Here is a 22,257-nt window from a genome sequence, read left to right on the forward strand (position 1 = left end):
CCGCGGGGTTCAGCCGAGCCCTGCCAGCGTGCGGGTGGCGCTCAGGCCGCCGCCGGCGTCCCGGGTGTCGAACAGGAAGGTGACGCGGCCGGCGTCGTAGTTGCGGATGGTCAGCGTCTCCCCGGTCGTGGCCAGGCTGAGGGTGAGATCGGTGCCGGAGAGGCTGGCGCTGACATCCGCCTCGCTGACCCCCTGCAGATAGAGTGCGGCGTGCGCGGTGCCGGCGCCTGCTTCCTCCGCCTGCGGCACGGCGATGTGCAGCCCCTCCTGCGGCGCGATGCCGATCGCCGCCGCCTCGAAGGCGCCGGAGCCGTCGCCGATGACGGCGCGGGAGGCGGTGGCGCGGACGCCATCCCCGGCCGCGGCCAGGGTGATGGTGTCGCTGCCGTCACCGGCGCGCCAGGCGATGCTGCTGAGGTCTGCATTGCCCAAGGTGATGCTGTCGTCGCCCAGGCCGGCCCGCACCCATTGCGCGCCCTCGATGCTGTCCTGGCCGGCGCCGGTGGTGGCGATGATGCCGATACCCGCGGCGGCGACGGCCGTGTCGCCATCCCCGGTGGTGACGCTGCCGAGGTTGCCGGCGAGGGCGATGCTGTTGCGGCCGCCACCGGTCGCGATGTCGCCGAAGGTGCCGAAGCGGGCGGCCACCTGGTTGTCGCCGCCGCCGGCCTCGATCGCCAGGGCGCCGGTGGTGACGCCGGCGATGCTGTCGGCGCCGTCGCCGCTGGAAATGCCGAGCCGCGCATCCTGGCGGCCGGCGACAACGGCATAGGCGCGGATGCGGGCGTCGCCGGCACCGGTGACGATGCTGGCATGGGCGGCGGGATCGGCGGCGGCGCCGGCGGTGGCGGCGACCTCCTCCGGGGTGGCGGAGAGGATGGATATCCCGGCGCTGGCGTCGCCGGCGCTGGCGACCATCCAGCCGGTGCCCGCGTCATCCGTCGCGGCGAAGACGCCGAGGGCCTGGGCCGCCGCCCCATCCGCCGGGTCGGCTTCGAGGAGCGCGGCCAGCAACGACTGCGCCCGGGCGGAGAGGCTGATGCTGTCGGCGACGGCGGCCGGGGCGCCGCCGATGGTGCCGGAGCCCGCGCCGGCGCCCTGCAGCAGCCGCAGTGCCTGGGTGCCGGCATTGGTGGCCCGCCAGGAAACATCCGCCGAGATCGTCATCGCCAGAGACTGGCAGCAAGAGGTTAAGCCACGCCTAAGCCCGCCAGTTCGCGCCACTCCGCCTCGCTCAGCACCCGCACGCCGAGCTCGGTCGCCTTGGCCGCCTTGCTGCCGGCATCGGCGCCGACCACCACGAAATCGGTCTTCTTCGAGACGCTCTTGGTCACCTTGGCGCCGAGGATCTCGGCCCGCGCCTCGGCCTCGGGGCGGGTCATGGTCTCGAGCGTGCCGGTGAAGACCAGGGTCCGGCCAGCGAAGGGGCTGTCCGCCGCGGCAGTGCTGGCGACCGGGGCGGGCGTCACCTCGGTGGCGAGGTCGTCGAGGGCGGCGAGGTTGCGCGGCTCGTCAAAGAAATCGACCAACTCGGTGGCGATGGCCGGGCCGATGCCCTGGATGGAGCCCAGTTCCTCCCGCGCCTCGGAGCCGACGATGCGGGCCGCGAGCATCCGCTCCCGCCATTCCGGCAGGGAGTGGTAGTGGCGGGCGAGCAGCTTGGCATTGGCCTCGCCGATGCGGCGGATGCCCAGCGCAAAGATGAAGCGGTCGAAGGGCGGCGTCCGGCGCGCCTCGATGGCGGCCAGCAGGTTGGCGACCTTCTTCGACTCCTCCGCCTTCTTGGACCGTGCGCCCCAGCCCTCCCAGCCGCGCATCCGCTCGGCATGCGGGGCGAGGCGGAAGATGTCGGCGGGGCCCCGCACCAGGCCCTCGTCGTACAGCGTCTGGATGTTCTCCTCGCCGAGCCCGTCGATATCGAGGGTGTTGCGGGCGACGAAATGCTTGAGGCGCTCCACCGCCTGGGCCGGGCAGATCAGCCCGCCGGTGCAGCGCTTCACCACCTCGCCCGGCGGGCGCACGGCATGGCTGCCGCAGGCCGGGCAGACCTCGGGGAAGGCGAAGGGCGTGCTGTCGGCCGGGCGCCTGTCCAGCACGACGGAGACGATCTGCGGGATGACGTCGCCGGCCCGCTGCAACACCACGGTGTCGCCGATGCGGACGTCCTTGCGGGCGATCTCGTCCTCGTTGTGCAGGGTCGCGTGCTGCACCATGACGCCGCCGACGTTGACCGGCTGCATCACCGCCCGCGGCGTCAGCGCCCCGGTGCGGCCGACCTGGATCTCGATCCGGAGCAGCGTGGTGGTGGCCTGCTCCGCCGGGAATTTCCAGGCGATGGCCCAGCGCGGCGCGCGGCCGACGAAGCCGAGGCGGGACTGCCAGTCGAGCCGGTCGAGCTTGTAGACGACGCCGTCGATGTCGTAGGCGAGGCCGGCGCGCTGCTCGCCGATGCGGGCCTGGAAGGCCTCGGCGGCGTGCTCGTCGGGCAGCAGGGCCGAGAGCGGATTGACCTGGAAGCCCCAGGATTTCAGTCGGTCGAGATAGCCGGAATGGGTCTCGGCGACGGGCTCGCTGGACTGGCCCTGGGCATAGGCGAACAGCTTCAGCGGCCGCCTGGCGGTGATCGCGGGGTTGAGCTGGCGGAGCGATCCGGCGGCGGCGTTGCGCGGGTTGACCGGGATGCGGATCGCCTCGCCGACCCGCTCGCCGGCCTCGCGGCGGGCCTCGCGCTCGGCGTGCAGCCGGGTCTGCTCGGCCTGGAAGGCGAGGAAATCCGCCTTGGTCATGAAGACCTCGCCGCGGATCTCGATGCGCTCGGGGCAGGGGGCGGCGAGCCGGCGGGGCAGCTCGTCCAGCGTCTCGAGGTTGCGGGTGATGTCCTCGCCCTCGGTGCCGTCGCCGCGCGTCGCGCCACGGACGAAGCGCCCGCCCTCATAGAGCAGGTTGACCGAGAGCCCGTCGATCTTCGGCTCGGCCATGAACTGCAGGATCTCGTCCTCGGCCAGGCCGAGGAAGCGGCGGATGCTGCGGGCAAACTCGGCGAAATCCTCGGGTGCGAAGGCATTGCCGAGGCTGAGCATCGGGGTGCCGTGGCGCGCCTTGGCGAAGCCCGCGGCCGGCGCCGCGCCGGGCGGCGCCTCGGAGGGGCTGTCGGCCCGCTTCAGCGCGGGGAAGCGCGCCTCGATGGCGGCGTTGCGGCGGCGCAGCGCATCGTAGTCGGCGTCCGATATCTCGGGCGCATCGTGCTGGTGGTAGGCGCTGTCGTGATGCGCGATCTCGGCCGCCAGCGCGGCCAGCTCGGCGGCGGCCGCGGCCTCGTCCAGCGCCTCCGGCGGGGTGGCGCGGCGGTCTGGGTCGGTCACAGCAGGCTGCCCGTCAGCAGGCTATCGGCCGCCGCGCGCGCCGCATCCGTCACCGTCTCGCCGGCCAGCATCCGGGCGATCTCCTCGCGCCGTTCGCGCTTGCCCAGCGGCTCGACCACCGTGGTCGCGCGGTCGCCCTTCACCTGCTTGGCGACGCGCAGCTGCTGGGCGCCGCGGGCCGCGACCTGCGGGCTATGCGTCACCACCAGCACCTGCAGTCGTTCGGCGACGCGTTCCAGCCTTTCGCCGACCGCCGCCGCCGTCGCGCCGCCGATGCCGGCATCGACCTCGTCGAAGACCAGCGTCGGCACCGGCGAGCCGCGCGAGAGCACCACCTTCAGGGCCAGCATCAGCCGCGACAGCTCGCCGCCGGAGGCGATCTTCTGCAGCTGTCCCGGCGTCTGGCCCGGGTTGGTCGAGACCAGGAAGGCGACGCGGTCCATGCCATCGGCGGCCCAGCCGGTTTCCTCGCGCGCCGCCACTTCCACCACCAGCCGGGCGCGGTCGAGCTTCAGGGGCGCCAGCTCCTTGGCCAGCGCCTTCTCCAGCCGGCCGGCCGCCTCGCGCCGGGCCGTGGTCAGCGCCTCGCCGGCCGCGAGATAGCCGCGGCGGGCGGTGCCGGCGGCCTGCTCGAGCAGGGCGACCTTGCCGGTGCCCGCGTCGAGCGCCCCGAGCCTGTCCTTCAGGGAGGTCAGCAGGGCCGGCAGCTCGACCACCGCGACGCCATGCTTGCGTGCGGCGGCGCGCAGGCCGAACAGCCGGTCCTCCAGCTGTTCCAGCCGGCGGGGGTCGGGGCCGTCCTCCTGCAGCAGCCGCTGCAGCAGGGTCTCGGCCTCGGCCACCGCATCCTGGGCGGTGCCGAGCAGGGCCACGATCGCCTGGGCTTCCTCGTTCGGCGGCGGCAGCCGTTCCAGGGCGCGGGCGGCGCTGCGCATGGCGTCGCCGGGGCCGCCGCGGCGGCGGTCGCGCGGCTGCAATTCGCCCAGCGCATTGGCGATGCTCTCGCCACGCCGCTCGCCCTGCTGCAGCCGCTGGCGCTCCTTGGACAATTCCTCCTCCTCGCCCTCCTCGGGCGACAGGGCGGAGAGTTCCTCCACCGCGTGGCGGAGGAACTCCTCGTCCCGGCGGGCGGCGGCGATGGCCTCCCGGGCGGCAGCCAGGGCGCGTTCGGCCTCGCGCCAGGCACGGAAGGTCGTGGCGGTGGCGGTGCGGCGGGGCTCCAGCCCGCCGAAGGCATCGAGCAGCCCGGCATGGGTGGCGGGATCGGCCAGGCCGACCTGGTCGTGCTGGCCCTGGACCTCGACCAGCGTCGCCGCCAGGCGCCGCAGCAGCCCGACCGAGACCGGCTGGCCGTTGACGAAGGCGCGGCTGCGGCCATCGGCCTGGACCACCCGGCGGAGCACCAGCGAATCCTCGGGCTCCATACCCTGCTCGGCGAGGATGGCCAGCGCCGGATGGCCCTCCGGCGGGATGAAGCCGGCGGCGACCGAGCACTGCGCCTGACCGACCCGCACCATGCCGGCCTCGGCCCTCAGGCCGCAGGCCAGGCCCAGGCTGTCGAGCAGGATGGACTTGCCGGCCCCGGTCTCGCCGGTGAGCACGGTCAGGCCGGAGCCGAACGAAAGGTCCAGCCGTTCGATCAGCACGACGTCGCGGATTGCGAGCGAGGCCAGCATGCCGGCGCCCGGCCTGCCTAGAAGACCGCGTTCCAGGCCCGCCGGACGAAGCCCGGCCGGTCGCCCGGGGCGGCCGGCGCGCCTTCGACCAGCAGCGCGTAGCTGTCCTGGTACCAGGGGCTGCCGGGGAAGTTGTGGCCCAGCACGGCGGCGGTCTTCTGCGCCTCCTCGGTCAGGCCGAGGGTCAGGTAGATCTCGGTCAGCCGGTGCAGCGCCTCGGGCACGTGGTTGGTGGTCTGGTAGTCCTCCACCACCCGGCGGAAGCGGCCGATGGCGGCGCCGTAAAGCTTCTGCCGCTGGTAGAAGCGGCCGATGTTCATCTCCTTGCCGGCGAGGTGGTCGCGGCCGAGGTCCAGCTTCAGCCGGGCATCGCGGGCATAGGCGGTGTCCGGGAAACGGTTCACCACATCCTGCAGCGCCGCCATGGCCTGCTCGGTCCCGCGCTGGTCGCGCTGGGAATCGGCGATCTGCTCGTAGTAGCAGAGCGCGCGCAGGTAATAGGCATAGGCGATGTCGCGGTGCGCCGGATGCAGCTGGATGAAGCGGTCGAGCGCGCCGATGGCCTCGGTGTACCGGTTGCGCTGGTACTCGCCATAGGCCGACATGAGCTTGGCATTGGTCGCCCAGGTCGAGAAGGGATGGTCGCGTTCCACCTGGTCGAAGAGATCGACCGCGACCTGGAAGCGCTTGGCCTGGAGCGCCTCGATCCCGGCGGCGTAGAGCCCCTCCGGCGAACGGTCCACGGTGTTGTTCACCCGCGCCACGCGGTCGGTCTCGAGCGAGGACTGCTTGCCGTCCCAATTGCCGAACAGCGAGCAGCCCGGCAGCACCGCAAGGGTGAGCCAGAGGCCGGCGAGGCGGGCGGAGAGCAGCGGCGAGTTGCGTCGGATCATAATGGCCCGGTCTTAGGAGGTTCGGGCGTTATACCACGGCGCCCGCCGGGTCGACAGGACCCCCCCCGAACGCGGGGGGGCCTGGACGGCTCAGGCGACGGCAGCCGCCGGGAGGCGGGCGGCGGCGACGTCGGAGGACAGGCCCTGCGACTGCCCGATCCCGAAGCTGGGGAGCTCGCGCCAATTCGCCTGATCGGCGAAGAGCGCCCGCAGCAGCCGGTTGTTCAGCGCATGACCCGACCGGTGCCCGGTGAAGCGGGCCCGCAGCGGCGCCCCGGCCAGGGCGAGGTCGCCGACCACGTCCAGCAGCTTGTGCCGCACGAATTCATCGGTCTGCCGCAGCCCGCCGGGGTTCAGCACCAGCGGGCCGTCCACCACCACCGCATTGGCTAGGCTGCCGCCCTGGGCCAGGCCGGCCGCCCGCAGCCGGGCGACTTCCTCGGCCAGGGTGAAGGTGCGGGCCTCGGCCAGGCCGGCGCGGAAGGCCTGGGGCGAGAGCCGCGTCGTCAGCGACTGGCGGCCGATGGCGGTGCCGGGGAAATCGATGGTCAGCGAGGCCTCGAAGCGGTCGCCGGTCGTCGGCGTCAGCATCGCCCAGGCCGCGTCGGGCCCCTCGCCATCCTGCACCCGGACCGGCCGCAGGACCTCGATCGATTCCACCTGGCCGAGGCTGGCATGGGCCACCAGGCCCGTGCAGTCGATGAGGAAGACGAAGGGTGCCGCCGAGCCGTCGAGAATCGGGACTTCCGGGCCGTCGATCTCGACGATGGCGTCGTCCACGCCGCAGCCGGCCAGCGCCGCCATGACATGCTCGACCGTGCCGATCCGCTGCTCCGGCGCCTCGGGCAGGCCGAGGGCGGTGCAGAGCCGGGTGTCGACCACATGGTCGTAGCGGGCCGGGATATCGAGCCCGATGTCGGTGCGGTGGAAGCGGATGCCGGTGCCGGCGGGGGCGGGATGCAGGGTCAGGCTAGTGCGCTTCCCGCTGTGCAGGCCGATCCCGACGCAGCCGATGGCGGCCTTCAGCGTCCGGCGTCGACCCGTCTCAAGCGGAAAGTAACCGTCCATGCTGACCCCTGTCTGACCCGGCGCCGAACCCTGGCGCAGCCGTCCCGGAACTGTTCCAGGATACCGGGCGGCTCGCTGCGACGAACGCCCAGGACATTCGTGGCACCCTGCCGGCGGCTAGGCGAGTCAAGCCTTATTACTTCATATTACGCTATAACCCATTGAGATCACGAAATTTTTGCATCGCACTATAGGTGCTTTGTCGCAATGGCGCGACATGCCCCCGACGCAAATCGGGCCGCCCCGGCAGGGGCGGCCCGATATCATGACGGCCGGGGCCGCGGTATTCCGGATGGCCCGGATCAGTTGGTCTGGCGGCGCAGGAAGGTCGGGATCTCGAAGTCCACCCGGCCGGGGACCTGGGGGTCCGCCTGGCGTGCCGGGCCGGCCTGCTCGATCTGTGGTGCGACCGGCTGCGGCTCGACCAGGGTGCGCCGGAGCATGGTGCCGGAGGTGGCGGCGCCGGTGACCCGGCGGAACAGGCCCCCGAAGGCGCCGACCGGCGCGGCCGGGACGGCGACCTGCGGCATCGGCTGGCCCGCGACCACGGCGGGGCGCCGCTGCGCATCGACCAGCGGGGCTGGATGCACCGTCGCGGCGGGCATCGCCACGGGCTGCATCGCCGGCATCTCCTCGGCCTGGGCGACCGCCGGCGCGCTGGCCTGCGGCATGCCCGTCGCGGCCATGCCGGTCGCCGGGGCGGCGGCGTGGCGCAGTGCCCCGCCCCGCACCGGAGCGGCGACGCGGGGGGCACCGATGGGGCCGGCATTGACCGCCGCCGCGCCCATCGCCGGACCGCCCATGCCCTGGCCGGTCATGGCCGGCCGGCCCTGGCGGCCGCCCGGCAGCATGGTGAGGCCGGACTGGGTGGCGACCGCGGCCACGCCGGACTGGCCGGTCGCGGGCGCCACGGCCTGGGGCTGCACCGCGTCGATGCCGGTGGCGACCACCGAGACCCGCAGCCGCCCGTTCAGGTCTTCCTCGACCGAGGTGCCGAAGATGATCTGCGCATCCTCGTCCACTTCCTTGCGGATGCGGTTGGCCGCCTCGTCGACCTCGAACAGGGTCATGTCGTAGCCGCCGGTGATGTTGATCAGCACGCCGCGCGCGCCGCGCAGCGACGCATCATCGAGCAGCGGATTGCTGATGGCGCGCTCGGCCGCCTTCACCGCGCGGTCGTCGCCATCGGCCTCGCCGGTGCCCATCACCGCCTTGCCCATCTCCGCCATGACGGTGCGGATATCGGCGAAGTCGAGGTTGACCAAGCCCGGCTTGATCATCAGGTCGGTGACGCCGCGGACGCCGTCGTACAGCACCTCGTCAGCCAGCTTGAAGGCCTCGGCGAAGGTGGTGCGCTCCGTCGCCATGCGGAACAGGTTCTGGTTGGGGATGATGATCAGCGTGTCGACGAAGCTCTGCAGCTCCTCGATGCCGGCATCGGAGGCGCGGCGGCGCTTCGGGCCTTCGAAATCGAAAGGCTTCGTCACCACGCCGACCGTCAGCACGCCCCGCTCGCGCGCCATCCGGGCGATGACTGGCGCCGCACCGGTGCCGGTGCCGCCGCCCATGCCGGCGGTGATGAAGACCATGTGGCAGCCGTCGAGGTGGCGGGACAGCTCCTCGGTCGCTTCCTCGGCGGCGGCGCGGCCGATCTCGGGCTTGGCGCCGGCGCCGAGGCCCTGCGTCAGGTGCGGGCCGAGCTGGACGCGCTTCTCCGCCTTCGAATGCACCAGCGACTGGGCGTCGGTGTTGGCGACGACGAATTCGACGCCCTGGAGGCCCATGGCGATCATGTTGTTGACCGCATTGGTGCCGCCGCCACCGACACCGATGACGGTGATGCGGGGGCTGAAATCGGTGTGCTGCGCGACGGGCAGGGTCAAATTCAGTGTCATGCGGGGGTCTCCTCGCGGGAACGTAAACGATTGAAGCGAGTCATGTCCCGGGGTTGAATGTCGCCGCAGCGATTCATCCCCGTAATCCACAGGCCGATGGCCGGATTTCCGGCCGGATTCGATGCCGCGGTCATGCCATGTCCCGCAGCCAGTTGACGAAGCGGCGGAAGCGGCTGCCGGGCCGATCGAGGCCGGGCAGCAGATCCAGCAAGGGACGGCCTTCCCCGGCGCCCCAGGCCAGCAGGCCGAGCGGCGCGGCGAAGGCGGGACCGGAGGCGGTCTCGGGCATGCCGCGCACCGGATGCGGCCGGCCGAGCCGCACCTGCCGCTCGAGCACCCGGCCGGCCAGTTCGCGCACGCCGACCAGCTGGCTGGCGCCACCGGTGAGCACGACGCGGCGGCCCATCTCGGAGCTGAGGCCGGCGGCCTCGAGCCGGTCCTTCACCAGCTCGAAGGTCTCCTCGAGGCGCGGCCGGATGATGCCGATGACCATGGCGCGCGGCACCCGCGCGATCTGGTCCTCCTCCTCCCCGACCTGCGGGATCGGCAGCCATTCCTTCTCGTCGTCCGGGGCGCCGAGCACGCCGCCATGCAGCGTCTTCAGCCGCTCGGCATGGGCGATCGGGGTCGAGAGGCCGCGGGCGAGGTCGTTGGTGACGTTCCAGCCGCCGACCGGGATCTGCGCGGTATGGATCAGGTGGCCCTCGGCGAAGACCGCGATGCTGGTCGTGCCGCCGCCCATGTCGATCACGGTGGCGCCGAGCTGCTTCTCGTCCTCGACCAGCGTGGCGAGGCCGCCGGCGAAGGGGGCGGAGACCAGCTCCTCCACCACCAGGTCGCAGCGCAGCAAGGTGGCGCCGAGATTGAGCAGCGAGGCCTGCGCCGCATCGAGCATGTGCAGCTTGGCCGAGATGGTCTCGCAGATCATGCCGCGGGGGTCTTCGACGCCGGGCGTCGCATCGACGGTGAAGCCGAGCGGGAAGGCATGCACCGTCTCCCGCCCGTCCTCGGCGCTGCGGCGGCGGCCCTCGCCGAGGATGGCCCGCAGGTCCGCCTCGGTCACCGCTCGGCCGCCGATCGGCCACTGGATGTTCTGCTGGCGCGATTCCGGCTGGCCGCAGGAGAGGTTGACGATGGCGCCCCGCAGCTGGGTATCCGCCATCTCCTCGGCCTGGCCCACTGCGGCGCGGATGGATTTCTCGGCTTCCTCGATATCGACGATGTTGCCGCCCTTGATCCCGCGCGAGCGCTGCCAGCCGAAGCCGAGCGCCCGGGGCTCGCCGTCGTTCTCGATGCGGGCGATCACGCAGACCACCTTGGTCGAGCCGATGTCGAGCACGCCGAAGACGCCGCTGCGCGCGCCCCGCTTGCGGCGGCCCTGCACGGGCGGGCCCTCGAGATTGCCGAGCCGGCTGATCTGGTTCATCCGCGACCGTTCCTCACCCGCTGCATGCTGGGCTCCATCGGGGCTGCCGCCGGCGCCGCGCCCTGCTGCTGCGCCGGTAGGCGCAGCACCAGCTTGTCCGGCAGCCGCAGGTCGATCGCCGCCAGCGGCCGGTCCAGCAGGCCCTGCGCCGCATGCAGCTCGGCAAGCCGGGCCAGCGCCGCGGCTTCCTGGCCGTCCGGCAGCAGCACGTCGGTGCCGTTGCGCAGGCGCAGGTTCCAGCGGCGCTCGGCGACCCGGACCAGCGCATGGGTGCGTTCCTGCACCAGCGGCTGGCCGCGCAGCAGCGCCACCATCGGCGCGGCGAGGCGGTTGGCCCCGGTGCCGACGACCAGCGGCAGCCGGCCGAAGGCGCCGACGTTCTCGCTGGAGACGACCTCGCCCTTGTCGTCGATGACCGAGAAGCGGCCGTCCCGCTGCCAGATGGCGAAGGGCTGGCGTTCGGTGATGCGGACCTTGATGAGGCCGCTGAGGTGGCGCTCGACATGGGCCGCGCTGACCCAGGCGATCATCTCCAGGCGCTCGCGCGCCGCATGCGGGTCGAAGCCCAGGATCGGGTCGCCGCGATGGACCGCGAGCGCTTCGCGCACCAGCTCCGGCGGGGTGTTGCGGCTGCCCTCGAGGACCACCTCCTGCACCGTCAGCCCAGCGCCGCCGGCGATCTCCGTGGCACCGTCCCAGAGCGCGGTGAGGCGGCCATAGGGGTCGGCCGCCATGGTCGCCAGCGCGGCGACGACCAGCAGCCCCGCGGCGCCGAGGCCAAGCCCGGCCGGGCGCAGCATGCCCCGGCGGCGGCGCAGCCAGAGCCGGAGGCGCGAGGGTCGCGCCTGGGTCGCCTCGGAGCGGTTGCGCCGGGCGGGTTGGGTGGCGCGCGGCCGGGCCGGCGCGCGGGGGACTTCAAGGGCCATGGCGGGCATGCTCCACCATCCAGGCGCAAAGCGCGGGGAAGCCGATGCCGGCCAGCGCCGCCTGTTCGGGCAGCAGCGAGGTCGGCGTCAGGCCGGGTTGGGTATTCACCTCGAGCAGCACCAGGCGGCCGGGCTCGCCGCCGGTGTCGTCGTAGCGGAAGTCGGCGCGCGTCGCGCCGCGGCAGCCGAGCGCCTGATGCGCGGCGACCGCGACCTCGAGCGCCTGGGCATAGATGGCGGGGTCGACCGCGGCCGGCAGCCTGTGGCGGGAGCCGCCAGCGGCGTACTTCGAATCATAATCGTAGAACTCGCCGGCATCGGCCAGGATGTCGGTCACCGCCAGCGCCCGGTCGCCGAGCACGCCGACCGTCAGCTCGCGGCCGGGGATGAATTCCTCGACCAGGGCAGTGGCGCCGAAGCGCCAGCCGGTGGCGATCTCGCCGCGGCGGTTGTCGCCGCAGCGCAGAATATGCACCCCGACCGAGGAGCCTTCGTTCACCGGCTTGATCACGTAGGGCCGCGGCAGCGGATCCGCCGCCGCCAGCTCCTCCAGCGGAACCAGCCTGTGCGGCGCGACGGGCAGGCCGGCGGCGCGGAACACCGCCTTGGCGGCGACCTTGTCCATTGCCAGGGCGGAGGCGCGTAGGCCGGAATGGGTATAGGGCAGCCCCAGCCAGTCGAGCACGCCCTGGATGCAGCCATCCTCGCCGAAGCGGCCGTGCAGCGCGTTGAAGACGGCATCCGGCCGCGCCGCGCGCAGCGCGGCGATGGTGGCGGCGAGGTCGGGGCCGACGTCGATCGGCGTCACCTCGAAGCCCGCCTCGCGCAGCGCCGCGGTGCATTGGGCGCCGGAGACGAGGCTGACCTCGCGTTCCGCCGAGATGCCCCCGAGGAGGACGGCGACATGGGTCATGCCGGCACCCCGATGCGCTTGATTTCCCATTCGAGCGAGACCCCGGACTGGGCCAGCACCCGGGCGCGCACCTGCTCGCCGAGCGCTTCCAGCTCGGCCGCGGTGGCGCCCCCGGTGTTCAGCAGGAAGTTGCAGTGCTTCTCCGAGACCTGCGCGCCGCCGAGCCGCAGGCCGCGGCAGCCGGCGGCGTCGATCAGCGCCCAGGCCTTGTGCCCGTCCGGGTTCTTGAAGGTGGAGCCGCCGGTGCGGGCGCGGATCGGCTGCGTCGCCTCGCGGGCGGCGCGGATCTCGGCCATGCGCGGCATGGGGTCGCCGGGCCGGGCATGGAAGCGGGCGCGGATCACCACGCCGCCCGGCGGCAGCAGGGCGCGGCGATAGCTGAGCTGCAGGGCGGCGGCCGGCAACCGCAGCAGGCCCCCGGCGGTCGCCACCTCGGCCCAGTCGAGCCGGTCGGCGACCTCGGTGCCATAGGCGCCGGCATTCATCGCCACCGCGCCACCGATGCTGCCGGGGATGCCGCTGAGAAACTCGATGCCGGCAAGGCCGGCCGCCGCGGCATGCTCGGCCACCGTCACGTCGAGCGCCGCGGCGCCGGCGACGACGCCATCGGCCTCGGCCACCACATCGGCGAAACCGCCGCCGAGGCGGAGCGCCACGCCGGGCAGGCCGCCGTCGCGGATGATGAGGTTGGAGGCCGCGCCGAGCACGGTAAGCGGCATCGCCACCGGCAGCCCGGCGAGCAGGGCAACGAGGTCCCCGGCATCGGCCGGGCGCACCAGCCATTCCGCCGGGCCGCCGACGCGGAACCAGGTATAGGGCGCGAGCGGCACCCCGGCGCGGATGCGGCCGCGGATGTGCGGGATCGCATGGTCCATGGGGCGGGTGCTCATGCGCGCCTCAGCGGCGTCGGCCGCAGTCCGGGCTGCAGCGCGGCGAGCTGCTCCGGCAGGGCCGCGGCCCAGTTGGTGATGCTGCCGGCCCCGAGGCAGATGACGTAGTCGCCGGGCTTGGCGATGGCATGGACCATCTCGGCCAGGCTCTCCGGCCCGGGCAGGGCGACGACGCTGCGGTGGCCGCGGGCCCGCAGCCCCTCGACCAGCCCGTCCTTGTCCATGCCGGGGATCGGCTCCTCGCCGGCGGCATAGACATCGGCGACGATGACCGTGCCGGCGTCGTTCATGCACTTCGAGAAATCCTCGAAGAGCGAGGCGAGGCGGGAATAGCGGTGCGGCTGCACCACCGCGATGACGTCCCGGGCGCCGGCCTGGCGGGCGGCCTTCAGCACCGCGGCGATCTCGACCGGGTGGTGGCCGTAGTCGTCGATGACGGTGATGCCGCCGGCCTCGCCCACCCGGGTGAAGCGGCGCTTGACACCCTTGAAGCCGGCCAGTGCGGTGCGGATGGTCTCGGGGTCGATGTCCATCTCGACGCCGACCGCGATGGCGGCCAGCGCGTTCTGCACGTTGTGCTGGCCGAGCATGGGCAGGCGGAAGGGCTTCAGGTTGCGGCTGCGCTTGGTCACCCGGTCCTGGACCACCACTTCGAAGGTCGCGCCCATGCGGTCGGTGATGACCTTCTCGGCCCGCACGTCGGCCTGGGGCGAGAAGCCGTAGGTGACGATGCGGCGGTCGAGCTTCGGGATCATCGCCTGGACCTCGGGGTGGTCGAGGCAGAGCACGGCGAAGCCGTAGAAGGGGATGTTCGAGACGAATTGCGCGAAGCCGTCCTTCATCGCCTCCGCGGTGCCCCAGTGGTCCAGGTGCTCGGGGTCCATGTTGGTGACGATGGCGACGACCGAGGGCAGCCGGAGGAAGCTGCCGTCGCTCTCGTCGGCCTCGACCACCATCCAGTCGCCCTCGCCGAGGCGGGTATTGGTGCCGTAGGCATTGACGATGCCGCCGTTGATGACGGTCGGGTCGATCTTGGCCGCTTCCAGCACGCAGGCGACCAGGCTGGTGGTGGTGGTCTTGCCGTGGGTGCCGCCGACCGCGACCGACCACTTCAGCCGCATCAGCTCGGCCAGCATCTCGGCCCGGCGCACGACGGGGATGAGGCCGGCGCGGGCGGCCTGGACTTCCGGATTGTCACGGCCCACCGCGGTCGAGACCACGACCACCTGGGCGCCGCCCAGGTTCTCCGCCGCATGACCGACCGAAACCGGGATGCCGGCCTTGCGCAGGCGGGCGACATTGTAGCCCTCGGCGATGTCGCTGCCCTGCACCTGGTAGCCGAGGTTGTGCAGCACCTCGGCGATGCCGGACATGCCGATGCCGCCGATGCCGACGAAGTGGATGGGGCCGATGGTCAGGGGCAGGGCGCGCATCAGTGGGTTTCCAGGGCGGGGACCGCCCGAACAAGCGAAAGGACAAGGTCGGCCAGCCGCTTCGCGGCATCGGGCTGGGCCAGCCGCGCGGCCGCGGCGGCGGCCCGGGCGAGGGCCCCGGGGTCGTTCAGCTGGGCCGCCAATTGCCCGGCCAATGCGGCCGGGGTGAAGCCGGCCTGTGGCATGACGATGGCGGCACCAGCCTCGGCGATGGCGCGGGCATTGGCCTTCTGGTGGTCGTCGATCGCCTGCGGCAGCGGCACCAGGAAGGAGGGCCGACCGGCGCAGGCGAGCTCCGCCACGGTGCCGGCGCCGGCCCGGGCGATCACCAGATGCGCATTGGCCAGCCGGCCCGCGACATCGGGGAAGAAGGGCGAGAGCTCGGCCGGGACATTGGCCGCGGCATAGGCCTCGCGCACCCGGTTCAGATCCTCGGCGCGGCACTGCTGAGCGACGACGAGGCGCTGGCGCAGCGCCTCCGGCAGGGCGGCGACGGCGGCGGGAACGACATCGGCGAAGACGCGGGCGCCGAGCGAGCCGCCCAGCACCAGCAGCCGCAGGGCGCCCTCGGTGCCGGGATACTCGCGGCCGACCAGGGCGGCCAGCGCCGGCCGCACCGGGTTGCCGACGACCTCGACCCTGGCGCCGGCCGGCAGCCGGCCGGTGACCGCGTAGGACAGGGCCAGCACGTCGGCGCGCAGCGCCAGCATGCGGTTGGCGCGACCGAGGATGGCATTCTGCTCGTGCAGCACGGTCACCGGGCGGCGGCCGAACATGGTCAGCGCCGCCAGCAGCGGCGGCACGCTCGGGTAGCCGCCGAAGCCGACCACCGCCGCGGCGCCGAGCCGCTGCAGCAGGCCGCGTGCCTGCACCGTGCCGGCGGCCAGCGCCATCGCGCCGCGGGCGGCGCTGAGCGCGCCGCGGCCCGACAGGCCGGAGCCGCGGAGGATGAAGCGCTCGGCATTGGCGAAGGCGTTGCTTTCGAAGGCGGCCGAGCGGGCATCGGTCATCAGCGCCACCCGTTCGCCGCGCGCCAGCAGCTCGGCGGCCAGCGCCTCGGCCGGGAACAGGTGCCCGCCGGTGCCGCCGGCGGCGATGACGATGGGCTGCACGGCCGGGCCCCTCATTCGTCCCCGCCCCGCGTCGCGCGCTTGCGGGTGAGGGCCAGCAGCATGCCCATCCCGAGGGCGATCGCCAGCACCGAGGACCCGCCATAGGAGACGAAGGGGAGGGTCATGCCCTTGGTCGGGATCAGGTGCAGCGAGGAGGCCATGTTGACGAAGGCCTGCAGGCCGAACTGCGCCAGCAGCCCGGTCGCCGCCAGCACGACGAAAAGGTCGGCCTCGCCCAGCAGCCGGATCAGGCCGCGCAGCACCACGAAGGCGAAGAGCGCGAGGATGACGAGGCAGACGATGAAGCCGAATTCCTCCCCGGCGACGGCGAAGACGAAATCCGCGTGCGCGTCCGGCAGGGCGTTCTTGACCCGGCCCTCGCCGGGACCACGGCCGAACAGCCCGCCGTTGCCGAAGGCCTCCATCGCCTTGGTGATCTGGAAGGTGTCGCCGGAGGCCGGGTCGAGGAAGCGGTCCACCCGGCTGCGGACGTGGTCGAGGGTGAAATAGGCGCCGACCGCCAGGCCGATGCCGCCGATGCCGAGCGCGCCGACGAAGGCGAGGTTCAGGCCGGCGACGAAGAACTGGGCGAGGAACATCGCCACGACGACCATGAGCATGCCGAAGTCCGGCTGGGACTTCAGCACCACGGCCACCACGCCGAGCAGGCCGAAGGCGGCCATCGGCCAGAGCCGCTGCGGATGCAGCAGGCCCCAGCCCCGGTCGCCGGAGGCGGCGCGGGTCGCGGCGGCGGCTTTGCCCTCGGCCAGCAGCCAGGCGATGACGACGGCGAAGCAGGGCTTCAGGAATTCGGATGGCTGCATGGTGCCCAATAGCGGAAAGGACAGCCAGCGGCGGGCACCCTTGGTCTCGAATCCGATCACCAGGGTTGCCGCCGTCAGCACCAGCGCACCAACGCACCCTAGGATTGCTAGATGCTTGATGTTGCGTGGCGTCAGCAGCGACACCATCACCATCAGCGCCGCCGCCATGCCGAGGAAGACGACCTGCTTGGCGAAGAGCAGCCCGCGCGAGGCATTCCCCATGACCCGCTCGGCAACCGCCGGGCTTGCCGCCAGCATCATCACGTAGCCGAAGCCGATGAGGATCAGCAGCGCGCCGAGCGTCCAGCGGTCGACGGTCCACCACCAGCGGCCCAGCGTCGAATTGTCGGAGCGTGAAATGGCCATCAGGCGGCATCCCCTTCGGTCCGGGTCCCCAGGCTCAGGGCGAGGGCGGCGACGAGATCGCGGAACCGGTCGCCCCGGGCGTCGTAGCCGGTGAACTGGTCCCAGCTGGCGCAGGCAGGCGACAGCAGCACCACCGGCGCGGCGCCGGCGAAGGCGGCCTCGGCAGCGGCCGGCAGCGCCGCCTCGAGCGTGCCGGCGATGCGGTGCGGCACGCCATGCGCGGCCAGCGTCGCGGCCAGCATGGGCGCGTCGCGGCCGATCAGCAGCGCCTCGGCCACGTGCGGGAAGTGGGGCGCGAGGCTTTCGATGCCGCCGTCCTTCGCGGTGCCGCCGGCGATCCAGACGAGCCGCGGATAGGTCGCCAGGGCGCGGGCGGTGCTGTCCGCGTTGGTGCCCTTGCTGTCGTTGACGAAGGTGACGCCGCGGATCGCGCCGACCGTCTCCTGCCGGTGCGGCAGGCCGGGATAGCTGCGCAGGCCGGCGGCGATCGCCGCGCGGTCCAGCCCCAGCTCCAGCGCGCAGGCCGCCGCCGCCGCGGCATTCTGGGCATTGTGGCTGCCGGGCAGCGCGGGCGCCTCGGCGAGGTCGAGGATCGGCCCGGCGGCATCGCGCAGCACGCCGGCCTCGGCCCAGACGCCGCCCGGCTGCGGCGTGGCGCCGGAGATCGGCAGCCAGCGGCCGGCACCGGCGCCCTGCAGGGCGCGGCTCCAGGCGTCATCCATGCCGAGCACGGCGAGATCGGCGGGGCCCTGGTTGGCGAAGATCCGTGCCTTCGCCGCCTGGTAGCCCCGCATGTCACCGTGCCGGTCCAGATGATCCGGCGAGAGGTTGAGCATCACACCGATGTTGAAGCGCATCGTTTCGATTCGCTCCAACATGTAAGACGACATCTCGAGTGCGTATACGCCGGCATCCCCCAAGATGTTGAGCGACAGTGCGGCGGGCCCCAGATTTCCGCCGGCCACCGTGGCCAATCCGCCGCAGTGCAGCATGTGGTGCAGCAGCGCCGTGGTGGTGGACTTGCCGTTGGTGCCGGTGATGCCGACGAAGCGCGCGGCCGAGCCTGCGGCCCGCACCGCCCGGTAGAGGTACTCGACGTCGCAGAGGATGGGCTTGCCCGCGGCGGCCGCGGCGAGGGCCGCCCGATGCGGCCGCGGCAGGCGGTGCGGGATGCCGGGCGAGAGCAGCAGCGCATCCCAGCGGAACAAGCCCGCCGCAGGATCAGCGACCGTCAGCCCGGCGGCCTCGGCCGCGGCGCGGCTGGCCGGGTTGTCGTCCCAGCCGGTGACCTCGGCGCCCCAGCCGGCCAGGCGCAGCGCCGCCGGCAGCCCGGCCTTGCCGAGGCCGACCAGGGCGATGCGCTCACCGGCGAAGGGGGCGAAATGGCTCATCGTATCTTCAGCGTGCTCAGGCCGACCAGCGCCAGCACCATGGCGATGATCCAGAAGCGGATGACGATGGTCGCCTCGGCCCAGCCCTTCTTCTCGAAGTGGTGGTGCAGCGGCGCCATGAGAAAAACCCGCCGGCCGGTCCGCTTGAACCAGAAGACCTGGATGATGACGCTGACCGTCTCGACCACGAACAACCCGCCGACGATGGCCAGCACCACCTCGTGCTTGGTGGCGATGGCGACCGCGCCGAGGGCGCCGCCGAGGGCAAGCGAGCCGGTATCGCCCATGAAGACCGCCGCCGGTGGGGCGTTGAACCAGAGGAAGCCGAGCCCGGCGCCGATCAGCGCGGCACAGAACACCGCCAGCTCGTTCGCGCCGGGGACCGAGTGGAGCTGCAGGTATTCCGAGAAGACCCGGTTGCCGACGAGATAGGCGATCAGGGTGAAGACCGCCGCGGCGATCATCGCCGGGACGATGGCGAGGCCATCCAGCCCATCGGTCAGGTTCACCGCATTGGAGGCGCCCATCAGCACCAGCATGCCGACCGCGGGGAAGGCGAAGCCCAGCGGGATCAGGGTCTCCTTGAAGACCGGCAGCGCCAGGCCGGTGGCGATCGGCGCCGGCAGCAGCAGGATGATCCAGCTCGCGCCGACCAGCCCGACGCCGGCCTGCCAGACCAGCTTCGCCTTGGCCGAGACGCCCTTGGTATTGCGCTTGGTCACCTTCAGCCAGTCGTCGGCGAAGCCCAGCGCGCCATAGCCGACGGTGACGAAGAGCACGGCCCAGACCATGCCGTTGCGCAGGTCGACCCAGAGCAGGGTCGAGAGCACCACCCCCAGCAGGATCAGCACGCCGCCCATGGTCGGCGTGCCCTTCTTCTCGATGAGGTGGCGGGCCGGACCATCCTCGCGGATCGGCTGGCCGCCGCGCTGGAAGCCGCGCAGCCAGCCGATCACCGAAGGGCCCAGCGCCAGCGACAGCACGAGCGCGGTCAGGCAGGCGGCGCCGGCACGGAAGGTAGTGTAGCGCACCAGGTTGAAGAGTGCGAATTCCTCGGCATAGGGCGCGAAGAGGTTGAAGATCACGCGCCATACTCCGTCAGCGACCGAACGATCACCGCCATGCGGCTGCCGAGCGCACCTTTTACCAGAACCGTATCGCCCGGCCGCAGCGCGGCCCGCACCAGCGGCGCCAGGGCGGTGCTGTCGGCCGCCAGCGCGCCGCGCTTCGCCGCCGGCAGCAGGGCGAACAACCGGGCCATCTCCGGCCCGCAGCAGAAGACCAGATCGGCCTGGGCCGCCGCGGGGGCGAGGCCCGCATGCAGCGTGGCGGAGAAGGCGCCCAGCTCGCGCATGTCGCCGAGCACCGCGATCCGCCGCGCGCCGGGACGCTGCGCCAGGGTCTCGAGCGCCGCCCGCATCGCCGGCGGGGCGGCGTTGTAGCTTTCGTCCACCAGCAGGGCGGTGCCGCCGTCGACCGCGATGTCGCGCGGCGCGCCGCGGCCGGCGCCGGGAGCATAGCCGGCCAGGGCCGGTGCGGCGCGGGCGGCATCGAGCCCGAGCGCGGCGACCACGGCCAGGGCGCAACAGGCATTCTCGGCATGGTGCAGGCCGGGCGCCGGCATGTGGACCTCGACGCGGGTGCCGAGCACCGCATACTCGGCGCGGGTGCGGCCGTCGCGGGTGATGCCGGCCTCCAGCAGGCGGACCTCGGCCGCGGGATCGCGGCCGAAGGTCAGGATGCGGCCGGCGCCGGACTCGAGGGCCATCGCCCGCAGCCGTTCGAAATGGGCATTGTCGCGCGGCAGCACCGCGGTACCGCCGGGCAGCAGGCCGCGGGCGATGCTGCCCTTCTCCTCGGCGATGCCCTCGAGCCCGCCGAGGTGGCCGATATGCGCCTCCCCGATCGTCGTCACGGCCGCCACATGCGGCCGGGCGAGGCGGGCGAGGGGGGCGATCTCGCCCGGGTTGTTCATGCCGATCTCGATCACCGCGAAGGCGGTGGCCGCGGGCATCCGGGCGAGGGTCAGCGGCACGCCCCAGTGGTTGTTGTAGGAGGCGACGGCGGCATGCGTCGCGCCGAAGCCGGCAAGCAGCAGCCGCAGCATCTCCTTGGTGCCGGTCTTGCCGACGCTGCCGGTGATGGCGGCGATGCGCGCCCCGGTGCGGGCGCGGCCGGCGGCGCCGAGCGCGGTGAGGCTGGCGAGCGTCTCGCCCACCAGCAGCAGCGGCGCATCGGCGGCGACACCCGGGGGGGCATGGTCGACCATGGCCGCGGCGGCGCCCTGGGCCAGCGCGGCGGCGACGAAGTCATGGCCGTCCCGCGCGTCGCGGAGCGCGACAAAGAGGTCGCCCGGCCCGGCGCTGCGGCTGTCGATGGACACGCCGGTCACGTCGAGCTGGGCCGCGAGGCTGCCGCCGGTCGCGGCCCGCAGCGCGGCGCTGGTCCAGAGCGGGCTCATGCCGCGGCCCCGGCCAGCGTGCGCACCACCGCCGCATCGTCGAAGGGCGTGGTGACGCCGGCGATGGTCTGGCCGCTCTCATGGCCCTTGCCGGCCACGGCGAGGACATCTCCGGGGCCCAGGTCCGCCAGCGCGGCGGCGATGGCGGCACGGCGGTCGCCGACCTCGATGCCGCCGGGGCAGCCGGCCAGGACGGCGGCGCGGATCGCGGCCGGGTTCTCGCTGCGGGGATTGTCGTCGGTGACCCAGCAGCGGTCGGCGTGGCGGGCGGCGGCGGCGCCCATGAGCGGCCGCTTGCCCGGGTCGCGGTCGCCGCCGGCGCCGAAGACGACATGCAGGCAGGCGCCGGGCGCGACATGCGGCCGCAGCGCGCCCAGCAGCCGCTCCAGCGCATCGGGGGTATGGGCGTAGTCGACATAGACGGCGGCGCCATGCGGCACCTTCGCCGCCAGCTCCATCCGGCCGCGCACGCCGAGCAGGCGCGGCAGCAGCGCGGCGGCCGCGTCGGCCTCCGTCCCGCTGGCCACGGCCAGCGCCAGGGCGAGCAGCGCATTGTCGGCCTGGAAGCGTCCGGGAAGCGGCAGGTGCAGGGCATGGCGGCGGCCGAAGGCGGTGAATTCCAGCGCCTGGCCGTCCGGCAGCGGCCGTTGCGCGGTGAGGCGGATGGCCTCGCCTTCCTCGCCCACCGTCAGCAGGGCGAAGCCGCGCCGGGCGGCGAGGCCCCGCAGCGCGGCCAGCGTCGCGGCATCCATGTCGGCATTGGCAACGGCGGTGCCGCCCGCGTCCAGCACGCTGCCGAAAAGCCGCAGCTTGGCCGCGCGGTAGGCCTCCATGTCGCCGTGGTAGTCGAGGTGGTCGCGGGTCAGGTTGGTGAAGCCGGCGGCGGCCAGCCGCACGCCATCCAGCCGGCGCTGCTCGATACCGTGCGAGGAGGCCTCGATCGCGGCATGGCCGATGCCGGCGCGGGCCAGCGCCGCGAGCTGGCCATGCAGCGCCACCGGGTCCGGCGTGGTCAGGCTCTCGCCGCCGGGGAAGCCGGGGGCGATCAGGCCGAGGGTGCCGAGCGAGGCGGCGCGGCGCCCGGCCAGGGTCCAGAGCTGGCGGAGGAAGTCGACCGTGCTGGTCTTGCCGTTGGTCCCGGTCACGGCCACCACGGTCGCCGGCTGGGCGCCGGCCATGGCGGCGGCCATCAGCGCCAGGCTGCGGCGCGGATCGGGGCTGGTCACCAGCGGCCGGCCCGGGACCTCCTGCGGCCAGGCGGTGCCTTCCGGCGCCAGCACCGCCGCGGCGCCGCGCGACACCGCCTCGGCGATATAGGCCCGGCCATCCTGGCGGGCGCCCGGCAACGCAATGAACAGGCAATCGGGCGCGATCGCCCGGCTATCGGCCGTCAGGCCGCGGATGAAGCTGTCGCCGGACGCTCCGGCCTGCCCTGGGGGCAGGCCGCCGGCGCGCAGGAGCTCATCGAGCCGCAAGGCCGGCCTCGCGCGGCAGCGCCGGCACGGCCGCCAGCCGGAGGGTCGGCGTCGCCTCGGTCCGGCGCAGCGCCGGGGCCGGTGGCACGAGGGCAGGGGCCGGCACGCTGGGCGCGGCGGCCGGGGCACCGCGCGCCGGGCCTGGC

General features: G+C 73.2%; 17 protein-coding genes. All 17 read right to left on the reverse strand.

The features are described from left to right. Nucleotides 1-9: 9 nt before the first annotated feature. A complete protein-coding gene (locus QWZ14_RS17475; RefSeq protein ID WP_290318060.1) occupies nucleotides 10-1,167 on the reverse strand; it encodes a hypothetical protein in 1,158 nt (385 codons plus the stop codon). Nucleotides 1,168-1,190: 23 nt separating this feature from the next. Beyond that, nucleotides 1,191-3,362 carry an NAD-dependent DNA ligase LigA gene (gene ligA, locus QWZ14_RS17480; RefSeq protein WP_377753414.1) on the reverse strand — a complete coding sequence of 724 codons (2,172 nt, stop codon included), beginning with the start codon at nucleotides 3,360-3,362 and terminating at the stop codon, nucleotides 1,191-1,193. Then, nucleotides 3,359-5,038, reverse strand: coding sequence for a DNA repair protein RecN (gene recN, locus QWZ14_RS17485; RefSeq protein ID WP_290318061.1), 1,680 nt, complete (start codon nucleotides 5,036-5,038; stop codon nucleotides 3,359-3,361). Before recN ends, ligA begins: the two co-directional genes overlap by 4 nt. Nucleotides 5,039-5,055: 17 nt before the next feature. Further along, the gene (locus QWZ14_RS17490) at nucleotides 5,056-5,931 is read right to left on the reverse strand and encodes an outer membrane protein assembly factor BamD (protein ID WP_290318062.1); all 876 of its coding nucleotides are present in this window, start codon (nucleotides 5,929-5,931) and stop codon (nucleotides 5,056-5,058) included. Between the two features lie 90 nt (nucleotides 5,932-6,021). Then, a complete protein-coding gene (lpxC, locus tag QWZ14_RS17495; RefSeq protein WP_290318063.1) occupies nucleotides 6,022-6,999 on the reverse strand; it encodes a UDP-3-O-acyl-N-acetylglucosamine deacetylase in 978 nt (325 codons plus the stop codon). Between the two features lie 302 nt (nucleotides 7,000-7,301). Beyond that, a complete protein-coding gene (gene ftsZ, locus QWZ14_RS17500) occupies nucleotides 7,302-8,894 on the reverse strand; it encodes a cell division protein FtsZ (RefSeq protein ID WP_290318064.1) in 1,593 nt (530 codons plus the stop codon). Between the two features lie 130 nt (nucleotides 8,895-9,024). After that, nucleotides 9,025-10,320 carry a cell division protein FtsA gene (ftsA, locus tag QWZ14_RS17505; RefSeq protein WP_290318065.1) on the reverse strand — a complete coding sequence of 432 codons (1,296 nt, stop codon included), beginning with the start codon at nucleotides 10,318-10,320 and terminating at the stop codon, nucleotides 9,025-9,027. After that, entirely contained in the window at nucleotides 10,317-11,246 is a 930-nt protein-coding gene (locus tag QWZ14_RS17510; RefSeq protein ID WP_290318066.1) for a cell division protein FtsQ/DivIB, read from the reverse strand. The genes ftsA and QWZ14_RS17510 overlap by 4 nt, the downstream gene beginning before the upstream one ends. Then, complete coding sequence (locus tag QWZ14_RS17515; protein WP_290318067.1) at nucleotides 11,236-12,159, reverse strand: D-alanine--D-alanine ligase; 924 nt, start codon at nucleotides 12,157-12,159, stop codon at nucleotides 11,236-11,238. The genes QWZ14_RS17510 and QWZ14_RS17515 overlap by 11 nt, the downstream gene beginning before the upstream one ends. Continuing rightward, entirely contained in the window at nucleotides 12,156-13,049 is an 894-nt protein-coding gene (murB, locus tag QWZ14_RS17520) for a UDP-N-acetylmuramate dehydrogenase (RefSeq protein ID WP_290318068.1), read from the reverse strand. Before murB ends, QWZ14_RS17515 begins: the two co-directional genes overlap by 4 nt. Next, nucleotides 13,046-14,482 (reverse strand): UDP-N-acetylmuramate--L-alanine ligase, encoded by a 1,437-nt coding sequence (gene murC, locus QWZ14_RS17525; RefSeq protein WP_290318069.1) that lies wholly within the window; start codon nucleotides 14,480-14,482, stop codon nucleotides 13,046-13,048. Before murC ends, murB begins: the two co-directional genes overlap by 4 nt. Beyond that, nucleotides 14,482-15,609 carry a UDP-N-acetylglucosamine--N-acetylmuramyl-(pentapeptide) pyrophosphoryl-undecaprenol N-acetylglucosamine transferase gene (locus QWZ14_RS17530; RefSeq protein ID WP_290318070.1) on the reverse strand — a complete coding sequence of 376 codons (1,128 nt, stop codon included), beginning with the start codon at nucleotides 15,607-15,609 and terminating at the stop codon, nucleotides 14,482-14,484. Before QWZ14_RS17530 ends, murC begins: the two co-directional genes overlap by 1 nt. Next, on the reverse strand, nucleotides 15,606-16,787 hold the full coding sequence (locus QWZ14_RS17535; RefSeq protein WP_377754944.1) for an FtsW/RodA/SpoVE family cell cycle protein: 1,182 nt from the start codon (nucleotides 16,785-16,787) through the stop codon (nucleotides 15,606-15,608). Before QWZ14_RS17535 ends, QWZ14_RS17530 begins: the two co-directional genes overlap by 4 nt. Beyond that, the gene (gene murD / locus QWZ14_RS17540; protein WP_290318072.1) at nucleotides 16,784-18,175 is read right to left on the reverse strand and encodes a UDP-N-acetylmuramoyl-L-alanine--D-glutamate ligase; all 1,392 of its coding nucleotides are present in this window, start codon (nucleotides 18,173-18,175) and stop codon (nucleotides 16,784-16,786) included. Before murD ends, QWZ14_RS17535 begins: the two co-directional genes overlap by 4 nt. Then, nucleotides 18,172-19,260: a phospho-N-acetylmuramoyl-pentapeptide-transferase gene (mraY, locus tag QWZ14_RS17545; protein WP_290318073.1), complete on the reverse strand. Its 1,089-nt coding sequence runs from the start codon at nucleotides 19,258-19,260 to the stop codon at nucleotides 18,172-18,174. The genes murD and mraY overlap by 4 nt, the downstream gene beginning before the upstream one ends. Next, nucleotides 19,257-20,636 (reverse strand): UDP-N-acetylmuramoyl-tripeptide--D-alanyl-D-alanine ligase, encoded by a 1,380-nt coding sequence (locus QWZ14_RS17550; RefSeq protein ID WP_290318074.1) that lies wholly within the window; start codon nucleotides 20,634-20,636, stop codon nucleotides 19,257-19,259. The genes mraY and QWZ14_RS17550 overlap by 4 nt, the downstream gene beginning before the upstream one ends. Beyond that, nucleotides 20,633-22,111: a UDP-N-acetylmuramoyl-L-alanyl-D-glutamate--2,6-diaminopimelate ligase gene (locus tag QWZ14_RS17555; protein ID WP_408903707.1), complete on the reverse strand. Its 1,479-nt coding sequence runs from the start codon at nucleotides 22,109-22,111 to the stop codon at nucleotides 20,633-20,635. The genes QWZ14_RS17550 and QWZ14_RS17555 overlap by 4 nt, the downstream gene beginning before the upstream one ends. Nucleotides 22,112-22,257: the final 146 nt, after the last annotated feature.

Source organism: Paeniroseomonas aquatica (genome assembly GCF_030409335.1).
GTDB lineage: Bacteria > Pseudomonadota > Alphaproteobacteria > Acetobacterales > Acetobacteraceae > Belnapia > Belnapia aquatica.

Coding starts and splice junctions, on each gene's coding strand:
- QWZ14_RS17475 (WP_290318060.1), bottom strand. CDS start 1,167: ATGACGATCTCGGCGGATGTTTCCTGGCGGGCCACCAATGCCGGCACC.
- recN (WP_290318061.1), bottom strand. CDS start 5,038: ATGCTGGCCTCGCTCGCAATCCGCGACGTCGTGCTGATCGAACGGCTG.
- QWZ14_RS17490 (WP_290318062.1), bottom strand. CDS start 5,931: ATGATCCGACGCAACTCGCCGCTGCTCTCCGCCCGCCTCGCCGGCCTC.
- lpxC (WP_290318063.1), bottom strand. CDS start 6,999: ATGGACGGTTACTTTCCGCTTGAGACGGGTCGACGCCGGACGCTGAAG.
- ftsZ (WP_290318064.1), bottom strand. CDS start 8,894: ATGACACTGAATTTGACCCTGCCCGTCGCGCAGCACACCGATTTCAGC.
- ftsA (WP_290318065.1), bottom strand. CDS start 10,320: ATGAACCAGATCAGCCGGCTCGGCAATCTCGAGGGCCCGCCCGTGCAG.
- QWZ14_RS17510 (WP_290318066.1), bottom strand. CDS start 11,246: ATGGCCCTTGAAGTCCCCCGCGCGCCGGCCCGGCCGCGCGCCACCCAA.
- QWZ14_RS17515 (WP_290318067.1), bottom strand. CDS start 12,159: ATGACCCATGTCGCCGTCCTCCTCGGGGGCATCTCGGCGGAACGCGAG.
- murB (WP_290318068.1), bottom strand. CDS start 13,049: ATGAGCACCCGCCCCATGGACCATGCGATCCCGCACATCCGCGGCCGC.
- murC (WP_290318069.1), bottom strand. CDS start 14,482: ATGCGCGCCCTGCCCCTGACCATCGGCCCCATCCACTTCGTCGGCATC.
- QWZ14_RS17530 (WP_290318070.1), bottom strand. CDS start 15,609: ATGAGGGGCCCGGCCGTGCAGCCCATCGTCATCGCCGCCGGCGGCACC.
- murD (WP_290318072.1), bottom strand. CDS start 18,175: ATGAGCCATTTCGCCCCCTTCGCCGGTGAGCGCATCGCCCTGGTCGGC.
- QWZ14_RS17550 (WP_290318074.1), bottom strand. CDS start 20,636: ATGAGCCCGCTCTGGACCAGCGCCGCGCTGCGGGCCGCGACCGGCGGC.